This window comes from Hoeflea sp. AS60, assembly GCF_038900115.1.
GTDB lineage: Bacteria > Pseudomonadota > Alphaproteobacteria > Rhizobiales > Rhizobiaceae > Hoeflea.
On record NZ_JBBMQP010000004.1, the window covers coordinates 102985 to 116375 of the forward strand.

At 56.4% G+C, this 13391-nt stretch carries 11 protein-coding genes and 2 pseudogenes; 8 read left to right on the forward strand and 5 right to left on the reverse strand.

The window, feature by feature from the left end; genetic code table 11:
- Window positions 1–36: 36 nt before the first annotated feature.
- Entirely contained in the window at window positions 37–1386 is a 1350-nt protein-coding gene (gene hemN, locus WNZ14_RS20915) for an oxygen-independent coproporphyrinogen III oxidase (protein WP_342870626.1), read from the reverse strand.
- 132 nt (window positions 1387–1518) lie between these two features.
- On the opposite strand from hemN, the gene WNZ14_RS20920 reads away from it, so the two are divergent.
- The 5 genes and pseudogenes from WNZ14_RS20920 to WNZ14_RS20940 form a co-directional block, all read left to right on the forward strand.
- Window positions 1519–2244 carry a Crp/Fnr family transcriptional regulator gene (locus tag WNZ14_RS20920; protein ID WP_342870627.1) on the forward strand — a complete coding sequence of 242 codons (726 nt, stop codon included), beginning with the start codon at window positions 1519–1521 and terminating at the stop codon, window positions 2242–2244.
- Between the two features lie 484 nt (window positions 2245–2728).
- Window positions 2729–3427, forward strand: a complete 699-nt coding sequence (locus WNZ14_RS20925) for a PAS domain-containing protein (RefSeq protein WP_342870628.1) — start codon at window positions 2729–2731, stop codon at window positions 3425–3427.
- 373 nt (window positions 3428–3800) lie between these two features.
- Window positions 3801–5465, forward strand: coding sequence for an electron transfer flavoprotein-ubiquinone oxidoreductase (locus WNZ14_RS20930; protein WP_342870629.1), 1665 nt, complete (start codon window positions 3801–3803; stop codon window positions 5463–5465).
- A gap of 1170 nt (window positions 5466–6635) precedes the next feature.
- Window positions 6636–6893, forward strand: a pseudogene (locus tag WNZ14_RS20935) (PAS domain-containing protein); the annotation flags it as partial.
- A gap of 69 nt (window positions 6894–6962) precedes the next feature.
- A pseudogene (locus WNZ14_RS20940) lies at window positions 6963–7676 on the forward strand (HAMP domain-containing sensor histidine kinase); the annotation flags it as partial.
- Between the two features lie 188 nt (window positions 7677–7864).
- On the opposite strand, the gene WNZ14_RS20945 reads toward WNZ14_RS20940, so the two are convergent.
- The 3 genes from WNZ14_RS20945 to WNZ14_RS20955 form a co-directional block, all read right to left on the reverse strand.
- Window positions 7865–9364, reverse strand: a complete 1500-nt coding sequence (locus WNZ14_RS20945) for an AMP nucleosidase (protein ID WP_342870630.1) — start codon at window positions 9362–9364, stop codon at window positions 7865–7867.
- A gap of 116 nt (window positions 9365–9480) precedes the next feature.
- Window positions 9481–9654: a hypothetical protein gene (locus WNZ14_RS20950; protein ID WP_342870631.1), complete on the reverse strand. Its 174-nt coding sequence runs from the start codon at window positions 9652–9654 to the stop codon at window positions 9481–9483.
- Between the two features lie 24 nt (window positions 9655–9678).
- Window positions 9679–9849, reverse strand: coding sequence for a hypothetical protein (locus tag WNZ14_RS20955; RefSeq protein WP_342870632.1), 171 nt, complete (start codon window positions 9847–9849; stop codon window positions 9679–9681).
- Window positions 9850–10145: 296 nt separating this feature from the next.
- Between WNZ14_RS20955 and WNZ14_RS20960 the strand changes: the two genes are divergently transcribed.
- Both WNZ14_RS20960 and WNZ14_RS20965 read left to right on the forward strand, forming a co-directional pair.
- On the forward strand, window positions 10146–11351 hold the full coding sequence (locus WNZ14_RS20960) for a diguanylate cyclase (protein WP_342870633.1): 1206 nt from the start codon (window positions 10146–10148) through the stop codon (window positions 11349–11351).
- Window positions 11352–11433: 82 nt separating this feature from the next.
- A complete protein-coding gene (locus tag WNZ14_RS20965) occupies window positions 11434–12135 on the forward strand; it encodes a glutathione S-transferase family protein (RefSeq protein ID WP_342870634.1) in 702 nt (233 codons plus the stop codon).
- Window positions 12136–12234: 99 nt separating this feature from the next.
- Here WNZ14_RS20965 and WNZ14_RS20970 read toward each other — a convergent pair whose 3' ends face one another.
- Window positions 12235–12711, reverse strand: coding sequence for a DUF2147 domain-containing protein (locus WNZ14_RS20970; protein ID WP_342870635.1), 477 nt, complete (start codon window positions 12709–12711; stop codon window positions 12235–12237).
- A gap of 333 nt (window positions 12712–13044) precedes the next feature.
- Here WNZ14_RS20970 and WNZ14_RS20975 point away from each other — a divergent pair, with 333 nt between their 5' ends.
- Window positions 13045–13311 (forward strand): sel1 repeat family protein, encoded by a 267-nt coding sequence (locus tag WNZ14_RS20975; RefSeq protein WP_342870636.1) that lies wholly within the window; start codon window positions 13045–13047, stop codon window positions 13309–13311.
- Window positions 13312–13391 lie beyond the last annotated feature (80 nt).

Below are 13391 nucleotides of genomic sequence, written 5' to 3' on the forward strand. Positions count from 1 at the left end.
CCGCCCTTTTCTCAGCACCAAATGGGATCGGCAGGATCAGACTGCAAGCGAATGGCGCGCAACTCCGGTACCGAAGTAACCGTCAAATGCCGATGCCACGGAGCGGACAAACGGTCTGCCCTTTGCGGTAATCTGGAAAAGACCGCCGGTGAATTCGATCATCCCGTCAGTATCGCATCCCGCCAGATATTCAGCTTCATCGAGGATGCTCTCGGCTGCGCCGCCGAACTCGTGCCGGATTGTGGCGAAGGCAAAAGCGAAATCGCACATCAGAAGCTCGATGATACGGGCGCGTATCCTGTCTTCTGTTGAAAGTTCGAAACCGCGCACAACGGGGAGCTGCCCGAGATTGACCTGTCGCTGATACTCGCCGGTCGACGGCTGGTTCTGGACGTAGCCCTGCGGCAATTGTCCGATGGACGAGGCGCCCAAACCAATCAGCGCGTCTGCCGTATCGCTGGTGTAGCCCTGGAAGTTGCGGCGTATAGTGCCTGATGCGGCGGCGACTGCCAGGCTGTCAGCAGGCAAGGCGAAATGATCAATTCCGATGGCGGTGTATCCGGAAGACGTAAGCGTCGAGGCGGCGCGGTTCATTTGCGCAAATCGTTCCGTCAGATCAGGCAGGACGGATTCATCGATCATTTTCTGGTGCGTTTTCATCCACGGAACATGGGCGTAGCCAAACAAGGCGATTCGGTCGGGTGCGAGCGAGAGGACCTGTTTGATGGTGCGGTCGACGGAATGCCGGGTCTGATAGGGCAGGCCATAAAGCACATCGCAATTGACGGAGCGCACACCACGGGCGCGCACCTGCTCGACGACGTCGCGGGTCTGCTCGAACGTCTGTTCGCGATTGATCGCTTTCTGGACTTTCTCGTCAAAATCCTGAACCCCGATGGATGCGCGCGTCATGCCGATGGCTGCAAGAGCGTCGTATTTTTCAGCCGTCAGGTCGTTGGGGTCCATTTCGACGCTGATCTCTGCATCAGGATCAAAATTGAACCGAGTCCGCAGCATCTGATTCAGCGCGATCATGTCGTCGGGCCGCAACATGGTTGGTGACCCGCCGCCCAGGTGCAGCGCGGTGACCCGGCACGCCGGATCGATCAGGCCGGAAATCGTTTCCATCTCGTTTTCAAGTGCGCTCAGGTAGGTCTTCAAAGGCGCGTATTTGAGGGTCTGCTTGGTGTTGCAGCCGCAGAACCAACACAGACGGTCGCACCACGGAATGTGTATATAGAGTGACAATGATTGTCCGGGCGTGAGCTGGCGTAGCCAGCGTGCATAGACATCGCCGTTTATGCCTGCATGAAAATGCGGCGCGGTTGGGTAGCTGGTGTAGCGTGGTGCCGGGCCACCGTGCTTGCGGACGAAATCTTTTTGCATTTTTGTGTCTCTCTCTTGCCAGCCCGTACAATGCCCGTTGTCAGCTCTGCCGCCTTGACTTTGATCAAACCGCGCTGTTGTTTGAATGCAAATTCAAGCTTCCTGAATGGCTTGGGCGCCAACGAGGATTTGATGGACGCGAAACGCAAAGACATCCACAATTCCGACATTCCTGTGCTTTGCCGGGCCTGCGAAGCGCGCCATAGGGGCGTATGCGGGGCGCTTTCGACGGATCAGCTTGTCATTCTCAACAAGCAATCGACCCTCAAACGTGTTGATTCGGGCGTTGAACTGATCGGCGAAGCCCAGCAAGCTGAAAGCTACTCCAACATCATATCCGGGGTGGTGAAACTGACGAAGATGATGGCCGACGGGCGCCAGCAGATTGTCGGGCTGCAATTTGCGCCGGATTTTCTCGGTCGTCCGTTCCGCGCTGACAGTGGGATCACGGCGGATACTGCGACCGAGGTCAATATCTGCAGTTTCCCAAGGACCATGATCGACCGCATGATCAAGGACACCCCGGAACTCGAACACAAGTTGCTCGAGCAGACGCTGAAGGAACTCGACGAGGCGCGCGACTGGATGCTGACCCTGGGTCGCAAGAACGCTTCGGAGAAGGTCGCGAGTTTCCTGTATCTTATCGCCACCCACATCAACCCGGAACTGCAAGCCGGATCGGTCAGTTTTGAACTGCCGCTGACACGGTCAGATATCGCCGATTTTCTAGGGCTGACGATTGAAACCGTGAGCCGGCAGATGACGAAACTGCGCAAGGATGAGGTCATCCTGATCCGGAACAACCGGCAGGTTGACGTGCCTGACCTGGGCAGACTGGCTGAGAGAGCGTCGCAATAGATTAGGTGCAAACCTCTCAACGCTTCTTACTGCGCATTTGCCTTTGCAACCCGGAAGTTTTGGCTGAGGTATGTCATTTTGCTTGCAGTGACTAACGCCTTGCCCAAAGGCGGCACTTGATCCCGCGCTGAGATTTTGAGCTGTGTACTCAACAATTTGTCACGTTCTTTGCGGGTTGAAATATCAACCTTTTCTGTTCGTTTGAGCCCTCTTTCTCAAATAATGGGATGCCTCCAATTGTCGGTTTTGAACCGATTTTGCTGCAAATAACCTAGCAATTTTAACGGGATAGCGTTCACTGTCCCTCTTATTTTTGTTGTAGACAATGTGTATTTTTGAAGTGCTGGCTTTCTTGGTGGGTGTTTGTGACAATTTGTTATCTGTTTGAGCTATGATGTCATGCTTTCGTTGGCTTGCCGAAAGAGTAAAATTACCCTTATACAGAAGCCACTAAAGTAGCCGGGGAAGAACAATCGAGGGCTTGATGCTATCTGCTCTGATCCAGAATTTTGACCAGCTTGCCAATGAGCTGCTCGTTGCCGTTCGTGACGGCGATGAAGTCGAGATCAGTCGACTGGATGCGCAAATTCTGCCGTTGACGCGCCGCATCTTCGATTTCGAGGCTCGCGATCACGCCGAGGTCATGGCGCAGATAGCCTTTTTCAATCGCCTCGCCATGAAAAACTGCGAGGATGACGGCAGTGTTAGGCATTACACGACGCTGATGTCGTCATTGTTTGCCCGCTATCTGGAACGGAATGGCGTCCGCAGGCCCCTGGTTTCAAGCCGGGATCAGGCTCCATCGTTCGCCGGGTACGATCCTTCATTGCACGAACTTGTTCTGGATTCGATTCCGGAGAGGGTTGCGGTTTTCGATCTCGATTATCGCTACATTTACTGCAACCAGCGCAACGCCGAGTTTCACAACAAGCGCCCATCCGATTTCATCGGCAAGCATCTGCTCGATATGATCGACCGCAAACGCTTTAATTCCAGGGCGAAACCACGCATCGACGAATGTATTGGCGGGGCACGGGTTTCCTATTCCTATGAAGCCGCTGACGCCCATGGGCGATTGTTCGCGATCAAGTGCCGGATGACGCCGCTGACAGGGCCCGACGATGCGATTGCCGGTGCGGTACTGGTTTTGAGTATGCAGCCGATGTTTGCCCGGACGGCCTGAAGGCGCGGCGGATACCCTGTCGCATTCGCTGTTTTTGGCGTTGCGAAACTTCGGACGCTTATAACCTGTTTCCAAATGGTTTCCCTCAACGCGCCTGAGCAACCTGATCGTGATGGACGTGGAAGAAACGATTCTACGTTGACGTTTACGTGAACGTCAGTATTTGCTAGGGAAGAACGAAAATCCTGTCGCTTCCCGGCTCGACTTCGTGCGCGTCATTTGCCAAACAGGGTGTACCGGCCAAAAGGCCAGCCGGTGTGTCTGGGGCGCGGGCATATTCATGCTCCCGGACAACACCGAGCCCGATATTTGATTGATCTTCTGCGTGCGCTTCGCCAAAGGCGTCGCGGGATCGAAAAGGTGAGGACGTCTGATGACTGAAGTGAATGAGCTTCCCGAGCGCGAGAGCATGGAATTTGATGTGGTGATCGTGGGCGCGGGACCAGCCGGTCTGTCGGCCGCCATCCGGCTCAAGCAGATCAATCCCGAGCTGACAGTCGTCGTTCTTGAAAAGGGCGGTGAAGTCGGCGCGCATATTCTCTCTGGCGCTGTGGTGGATCCGATCGGGATCGACAAACTCATTCCAGACTGGCGCGATGATCCGAATCATCCGTTCAAGACTGAAGTCAAGGCGGATCACTTCCTGGTGCTTGGGCCTGCCGGTTCGGTCAGGTTGCCCAATTTCATGATGCCGCCGCTGATGAGCAATCACGGCAATTACATCGTGTCGCTCTCGAACGTGGCCAAATGGCTCGGCGACCGAGCAGAGGCGTTGGGCGTGGAGATCTATCCGGGCTTTGCAGCAACCGAAGTGCTGACCGACGACAACGGCGCAGTGATCGGCGTCGCCACCGGTGACATGGGTATTGAGCGCAATGGCGAGCCGGGCCCCAACTATGCGCGCGGCATGGCGCTGCTCGGCAAATATGTGCTGATCGGCGAGGGCGTGCGAGGATCACTCGCAAAGCAGCTGATTTCACGCTTCAAGCTCGATGAAGATCGCGAGCCGCAGAAATACGGCATCGGCCTCAAGGAACTCTGGCAGGTCAAGCCGGAGCATCACAAGCCTGGCCTCGTGCAGCATTCGTTCGGCTGGCCGCTTGATCTGAAGACCGGCGGCGGGTCGTTCCTTTATCACCTTGAGGACAATCAGGTCGCGGTCGGTTTCGTCGTTCACCTCAACTACAAGAACCCGTGGCTGTCGCCATTCGAGGAATTCCAGCGCTTCAAGACCCATCCGGCAATCGCCCAGGTATTCGAGGGCGGCAAGCGGCTCGGCTATGGCGCGCGCGCGATTTCCGAAGGCGGCTGGCAGTCGGTGCCCAAGCTCGCCTTCCCGGGCGGCGCGCTGATCGGCTGCTCGGCCGGTTTCGTCAATGTCGCCCGCATCAAGGGATCGCACAATGCGGTTCTGTCGGGGATGATGGCTGCAGAACATGCCGCAGAAGCCATTGCCAGCGGACGGGCGCAGGATACGCTCGACGGCTACGATGCTGCCTGGCGCACCTCGGAGATCGGCAAGGACCTGAAGAAGGTTCGCAACGTCAAGCCGCTGTGGTCGAAGCTCGGCACCGTTGGCGGCGTGGCGCTCGGCGGCCTCGACATGTGGCTCAACACGCTGTTCGGCATCTCGCCATTTGGCACCATGAAGCACGGCAAGCCTGATTACGCCGCTCTTGAACCTGCGGCACAGCACAAGAAGATCGCTTACCCGAAGCCGGATGGTGTGCTCACCTTCGACAAGCTGTCCTCGGTGTTCTTGTCCAACACCAACCATGAGGAAGACCAGCCGGTGCATCTGCAGGTCAAGGACATGGCGCTGCAGAAATCCTCTGAGCACGACGTCTATGGTGGCCCGTCCAATCGCTATTGTCCTGCAGGCGTCTATGAATGGGTCGAAACCAATGGCACGCCGACCTTCGTGATCAACGCGCAGAACTGCGTCCACTGCAAGACCTGCGACATCAAGGACCCGAACCAGAACATCAACTGGGTGCCGCCCCAGGGCGGCGAGGGGCCGGTCTATACCAATATGTGAGGACGGTGCTGATACGCTCGGCTCGAAATCGCAGCTTTGTCTTGCTGGCTTTGGGAGACTGATCACCGCGAAGCTTCACCGAAGAAGCCGCCATTCACTGATCGTGTGACAGTTCGACGTGCGGGCCGAAGTGCGGGCGTCGATCTTGCGAGGTCAGAATGATATCCTGCAGTGACAGCGAAACAAATCAAATTGAAACAGGTGGGCGGCCAACTGCTACGGCTGCCTCCGTTGGGCCTTTGGCCGTGACATGCCTTGATGGATCAAAATCAGACAATCTATTGAGACGCGGCGGACCCAATTTTGAAGTTAAAATTCAACATTTAGAGTTCCTCACGATAAAAGTCGCACGCCCGCCTTTTCCATGGCCCTCGCAGGAGAGTGCAAGATTTGTGGTGAACTCTCCGGGATTGGCACGAGAACACATGGGAGCGCTAAACCCGAAAAATGGCGAGCCGCGCAACATAGGTTAATGCGGGCCTCTGGCACTTGAGTAAAATAGACCGTTCATCGGTGCACACGTCTTAAAACGAGCCTCTTGGCGAGGCTAATGAGCCCGAGTGCATAAGCCAATGCCGCAATAGACAGCAATATTGCGCTTGTGGCAGAGTGTGCCCTTTCCATCACATCCAGAAGCGGCTGAACCAGTAGGATAATCCAAAGTTGAACAGTGCAGCAGCATTTCTGGATGGAGGCGGCGAAATGGGGGCGCTGATGCGAGCCCATGATTGGGTTTCGACGCCGCTCGGCAGGCCGACAACATGGCCGCAATCCCTAAAATCGGCGCTCTCGATTTGTTTGCAATCACCGGCCGTATGCGCCCTCTACTGGGGTCCTGATTTCCGCATGCTCTACAATGACGCCTATGCGCCTGCGCTTGCAGAGCGCCATCCAATGGCTCTTGGGGAGCCCCTGGCGGAAGTTTGGTCCGAAATTTGGGACGTGCTTGGCCCTCAACTCCAGGCCGTCGTGACCACTGGTCACGGTTTTTCGGTCCAGAACCAGCCCCTATTGATGCTCCGGAGCGGCAAGCTGGAAGAGACATTCTGGGTCTACAGCTTTACCCCTATTCGGGGCGAGGCGGACGACTATGTTGGTATTTTCGTGACCGCCCTCGACAACACCGAGCAGGTGTTGGCGGAACGACGCAACGCTGCCGAGCGTGAGCAAATGTGGGGCTTGTCGCAAGACTTGTTGGTGGTGGCTGGCTCAGACGGTACGTTGAACGCAGTGAATGCCGCATGGACCAAGTTGCTTGGGTGGCAGGAACCGGAATTGGTGGGCCAGTCGTTCATTGAATTTGCTCATCCTGACGATCTGGATGCCACTTTGGCCAAGTTTGCCAGCATCGCCCAGACTCCATTGACCAACCCTTACGAGTTTCGGCTACGTCATAAGGACGGCACCTATCGTTGGTTTTCCTGGACGGCTGCATTTTCGAACGAACAGGTTTACGCCAATGGCCGTCACACCACACAGCTACATGAACAGGACGAAAAGCTGCTGCTGGCGCGAACTGACGCGCAGCTAAGAGAAGAGTTTATCGCCGTTCTAGGCCACGACCTTCGTAACCCTCTGGCCTCCATTGGTGGCGCGGCTCGTATGTTGCTACGCGAGCCGCAAAATGAAAAATCTATCGATATTTTGAGGTTGATGCAGGGTAGCGTCGTCCGCATGTCAGGTCTGATTGACAATGTTCTGGACTTCGCCCGTGGCCGTCTGGGTGGCGGGATCACGTTATCTCAAGACGCACTTGAACCCCTTGAGGATACATTACGTCAGGTCGTGGATGAACTTCGTACCGCGACAGAAAAAACCATCGAAGTCGATATTCGGATTGAGGAACCTGTTGTTTGTGATCGCCCGCGCATCGGACAGCTGGTGTCGAATCTTTTGGGCAATGCCTTGACCCATGGCGCCGCTGACCAACCCATTGTCCTCCATGCCTCGACCGGGGCAGACCAATTTGAATTGTGGGTGTCAAACCAAGGAGGCCCAATTTCCGAAAAAGCAATGGAGCGTCTTTTCCAACCGTTTTTCAGAGGCGAAGTCCGCGACAGTCAGCAGGGCCTCGGCCTTGGACTTCATATTGCCTCGGAGATCGCCAAAGCGCATCGGGGCACACTGACCGTTCAATCCACCAACGAAGAAACCCGATTTATTTTGCGTATGCCATTACTTCCGTTTGATGAGGTAGCACATGCCACATGACGGCGTATGTCGTAGCTATCCAAGCACCTTGAACCAAGCGCTGGATTGTGACTTATCGTAGAGCCATAGTGCCCATTTCGGCCTTTACAAAAATCAGCCCGCGGCGCTCCGCCCGCGTAAGAGGCCAACTCGGTATGCGGGCATGGCCGCGCGACAAGGCGGGATCCGAGAACCCCGCCTTGAGTCCGTTACTGAAACGCCGTCTCGAAGAAGCTTCTAAGCTTGCGTGAATGCAGCCGTTCGGGCGGCATGGCGGCGAGTTTCTGCATCGCCAGCAGTCCGATCTGCAGGTGCTGGTTGACTTGCGTCTTGTAAAACGCCGAGGCCATGCCGGGCAGCTTGAGTTCGCCGTGCAGCGGCTTGTCGGAGACGCAGAGCAGGGTGCCGTAGGGCACGCGGAAGCGGAAGCCGTTGGCGGCAATCGTGGCCGATTCCATGTCGAGCGCGATGGCGCGTGATTGCGAGAGGCGCTGAACCGGACCGCGCTGGTCGCGGAGTTCCCAGTTGCGGTTGTCGATGGTGGCCACCGTGCCGGTCCGCATGATGCGCTTGAGGTCGTAACCTTCAAACCCGGTTACTTCGGCGACCGCTTCCTGGATTGCCACCTGAACCTCGGCCAGGGCCGGGATCGGCACCCAGGCCGGCAGGTCATCGTCGAGCACGTGATCCTCGCGGACATAGGCATGGGCCAGCACATAGTCGCCGAGATTCTGGCTGTTGCGCAATCCTGCGCAGTGGCCGAGCATCAGCCAGGCATGCGGGCGCAGTACCGCGATATGGTCGGTGATGGTCTTGGCGTTGGATGGACCGACGCCGATATTGACCATGGTGATGCCGCCATGGCCCTTTCGCTTGAGATGATAGGCAGGCATCTGCGGCAAGCGCGGCGGAGCCACGCCCTCGGTCGGGCTGCCTTCACCGAGCGGCGTGATCAGATTTCCCGGCTCGACAAAGGCTTCGTAGTCGCCATTGCCTTCGGACATCAGGGCGCGGGCATGGGCGCAGAACTCGTCGATGTAGAACTGGTAGTTGGTGAACAGCACGAAATTCTGGAAATGATCCGGTGCCGTCGCGGTGTAGTGCGACAGACGCGCCAGCGAATAGTCTATGCGCTGCGCCTTGAAGGGCGCCAGCGGAAGCAGTTCGCCGGGGGCGGGCTCGTAAAGCCCGTTGACGATTTCATCATCGGTGGTGGCAAGATCCGGCGTGTCGAACAGATCGCGCAAAGGCATGTCGAGCTTTTCGGCGACGGCCGCCTCGACATAGGCACCTTCGCCAAAGGCAAAATGCAGCGGGATAGGGGTGTCGGATTCGGAAACGGTAAGGGCGCCGCCGTGATTACGCAACAGGAGTTCAAACTGGGTCTCTAGATAGCTGCGGAACAGCGCGGGCCGGGTTATGGTTGCAGCGTAGCGCCCTGGCGAAACCACGTGTCCGTAGGACAGGCGGGAATCGACCTTGCCAAAGGACGTCGTCTCGAGACTTATCTGGGGATAGAAGGCGCGATAGCGGCCTGCGGGTTTTTCTGTCGCAAGGCCTTGAAAGGCCTCGCATAAAAAGCGGGTGTTGCGATCATAAATGGCTTCGAGTGCAGCAACTGCACTTGCCGCATCGGAAAATTCCTGCGGTTTGATCGGGTCTGGCGAAATAAAGCCGTTGGCTGTGTGGGAAGAGATTCGTTGGTTCATGCACCGTTATAGACGAAAAATGTTGACAAGGAAAAGACGACTAGCGCCGAAAGCACTTTCAACTCAGTGCGTGGACAGTGTCACAGGTCTCGCAGTTGTTCTCACCATCTCAAGCCCTAGCGGCTGTTGCGCTGCAGGCTGACATACAGAACGTATCCGGCGCCTGAAAGGCCGGGGCCCTTGTCGCCGGTCTGTGCGTAGGCGAAGGCGCCGACGGGGCCGACCAGAAAGCTGACCAACGCGGTCATGCGCAGCAGGGTGGTGATGGTGTGCTGGATACGGATAGTCATGAAATCAATCCTTTGAAGCTGGTCTCAGCGCGAAGCTGTGCATTTCATGTCGGGAATAGAAACGCAGAGGTCGATCCCGCCCTTGTGCCAGCCATACCGGCTGTTTTCGCTGTTGCCGACGGCAGCTGCCATCAGCAGGGCGAAGATCACAAAGATCAGGCAGATGATTGTGAAGCGTCTTGCAATCGTGCTCATGCGTCTTGTCCCCTTCTTGTGAGAGGAACATTCGCATTTGCCGTCTGAACCAAACCTGAGACGGGCGTTCATCTGGCGTTCAAACAGGTTAACCGGCTCGCCTCGCGGTCTGGCTTCTGGCGATGTCGAGATTTTGCCCGAGCGGTGGCGGAGCGATAGGGTTTACCAATTGATCATCGTAAAGCCTGAAACACCGTTGTTAGCGGGGCGTATTATGAGAATGTAAAACTCCGCCATTCATATTCAGCCTTACTAATTGAGAGGCTTGGAAGATGCGGCTATCTCCGGATGACATCATGCGCGGCCCATCCGACCGGCCGACACTCGATCGACTGCTTCGCTTCGATGCCGGGACCAAGGCGATCTATGAAGCCGAACACGGAGTTGCTCGGGCAGCACATTTGCGCCACACAGTCAGCTTCGGGCTTCTGCTTTACGTCCTGCATGACATTTCGGTGTTTCTGTTATTGCCTGACGAATACTGGATCATCTTTCTCGCAACCATATTTGTCATTGTCCCGAGTTCGCTTGCGGTGGCTTATTCCGTCGCGAAAGTCTCTTCCGAAGTCAGAGAGATCATGGTTCTGGGGGCGATCCTCAGTGCTACAGCCTTGCCTGTCTTCATGCTTTACTATTCGAATGCCCCGCACAGCACCCATATGAATGTTGAAGTCATATTGTGCATTGTCTTTGCAAACATGCTGATGGCGCTCAGGTTCCGGTATGCGCTGGCCTATTCACTGATGACGCTGTTTGCCGCTATCCTTGCTGTGTCTATGAAGAATGGCGTGGCGCCAAATCTTAAAATTGCGCTTTGTTTTCAGTTCACAAGCGTGTGTATCCTGACCGTCTATGCGAATTACCTGTTCGAGCGGCGGCGCTGCAGCGACTATTGCATCTCGCTTGAGGCCAAGGTCCGGGCTGAAACTGCCGAGACATCGGGAAAACAGTTCCAGGTCATGTCGAAGACCGATGCGCTGACTGGCTTGCCCAACCGCAGGTTTCTCGATGAGCGGCTTGAAGAATGGTGCGCCGGCCGTCGTTCCGTCGTCATCATGATGATCGACGTCGACCACTTCAAACTCTTCAACGATACGCTTGGCCATCTTGCGGGTGATGATTGTCTCAGGGTGATCGGGGAAACCTTCAACAGCGCGTTCAATGAGCCGGATCTGTTTTGCGCCCGTTTTGGCGGTGAAGAGTTCACCGTGGTGGTCAGGGGCGCGGGAGAGCTGCAGGTGGCGCGTCTGGCAAGTGCGATCGTGCGCTCCATCGAAGCCTTGGGGATCCCGCATCCCGGCCGGTCCGACGGTGTCGACGTTGTTACCGCCAGCATCGGCGTGGCCTTCAAGCACAAGGGTGTCACCGGCTCACCGGCCGAGTTGCTGTCGCAGGCTGATGACGCGCTGTACAAGGCCAAGCGCAGAGGCCGCAATTGCTATGTCGTTGGCGATCCCGCGCGCCCGGGCATGCCGATTTCAGCGTCACTCGGCGCGCGCTGAGCTGCCGTAATGCCGCCCCGAGGGGCTTGCCAATCGCTTCCGCCTATTCCACATCTTGGCCTTGGAAACGGAAGGAATGGTAATGACCACCCAGACCAAACCAATTGAGCTTTATTACTGGCCGACGCCGAATGGCTGGAAAATCACGATCATGCTCGAGGAGCTCGGCGTTCCATACGAGGTCAAATATATCAATATCGGCAAGGGCGAGCAGTTCGAGCCGTCATTCTTGGCGATTGCCCCCAACAATCGGATGCCGGCGATCATCGATCCCGAAGGCCCGGGCGCAGAGCCGATTTCGGTTTTTGAATCAGGCGCCATCCTGCAATATCTCGGCCGCAAGTTTGACAAGTTCTACCCATCCGACGAGCGGGCGCGCACCGAGGTCGACCAATGGCTGTTCTGGCAGATGGGCGGGCTGGGGCCGATGGCCGGTCAGGCGCATCATTTCCGCCAATATGCGCCTGAACAGGTGCCCTATGCGATCGAGCGCTACACCAATGAGGTCAACCGACTTTACGGCGTGATGGACCGGCGGCTTGCCGACCGGGATTATCTCGCCGGCGCGTATTCGATTGCCGACATGGCAGCCATCGGCTGGGTCAGGCCTCACAAGAACCAGGGGCAGGATCTCGATGATTTCCCAAACCTCAAACGCTGGTTCGAAACATTGATGGCGCGGCCGGCGGTGGAAAAGGGATGCAGCATCGGCATCGAATACCGGAAGAACCTCGCCGACGACAAGGATGCCCAGAAGGTTCTGTTCGGACAAAAGGCTCGGTAGCGGCCCTCAGATAGACAAGACCCGCGCCGGGATGCCAGCGCGGGTCTCTTTCCAGTCTCAATCCGGCGATTTCACGCGGATAGCCACAGTTGCGGGCATCTACTGTCGTTTCCAGTTTTCACCCTTGCAAAAGACTTTGAGAACGCAGCCTTCCAGCTTCATGGTATTCCCATTGACATTTGCACGGCCAGCATAGGTCTTGTCTTCTTTCAGGTCGGTCAGGGTTCCGCTGTAGCTGGAACCGTTTCCGGTGAATTTTCCGACGCTCTTACCTGCGAACTCGCCCGATACGGCTTTCGCACAGAAACTGTTGCCACATTTGGAAAACTTGACCAGAGCACCGTTTGACGGTCTCAGCCATGTTCCCTCGATAGGTTCTGCTGCCAGCGCCGGAGCGGTCATGGCGGCGACAAGCGCGCCAGCTACAATCAAATTGCGGATCATCGTGTTCCTCCAAAGGATTGACGCGCTTGCTCGAGCGCATTTCTTACTTAGCTCGAGTTTACGTAAAGGTAAACTGAGATTTCTGAGGGGCAAAATCGGCTTTTCGAGCCCATGCGGACCGCGCTTTTTCATGTGCAGTGTTTGTCGTCCGCTCAGATTTTCAGAAAATGCGATGCATCTTTGGTTAGCCGTTCGTAACTTTTCCAGCCGGGCCAAAAACGCCGGATTCGGTCACTCTGGCCGAAACGCAACGGCTTGGATGTTTAACAAAATCGCAAATTTACGAAGCCTTCGGACTTTGTTCGTTTCCAGTTAAGCATGCAATTTAACGCGCTTTTTAATCGATAACGGCACACTCCAATCCAACAAGACAGCGCCGGGCCAAACCGGACAGACGCACAAAACAGATGGCTCCCAGGAGCTGACAGGGACAACGAAACAAACCACCTTACGGGGACTGAGAAAATGGCACGTTACGAAATTCACGATCAGGATCAGGCACTCATCGGCGGCGAAGCCAAGGCTGATGTCTTCTGCGAAATGGGTCTGATGTATGCGACCGGACGCGAATGCGAAGTCGATTACATCGCCGCACACAAGTGGCTCAACATCGCCGCAATCAAGGGCTCGGACCGGGCAGCAACACTACGCGCCGAACTGGCCGAAAGCATGAGCAAGGCGGAACTTGCTGCGGCGCTGCGCGCTGCACGCGAATGGATGACCATGCATTGATCTCGGCATTGATCCGGGCCTTGAGCCTGAAAGATCTTTGCAGCGCAGGGCGCCCGCTCGGGCAACCGCATGCCACCACC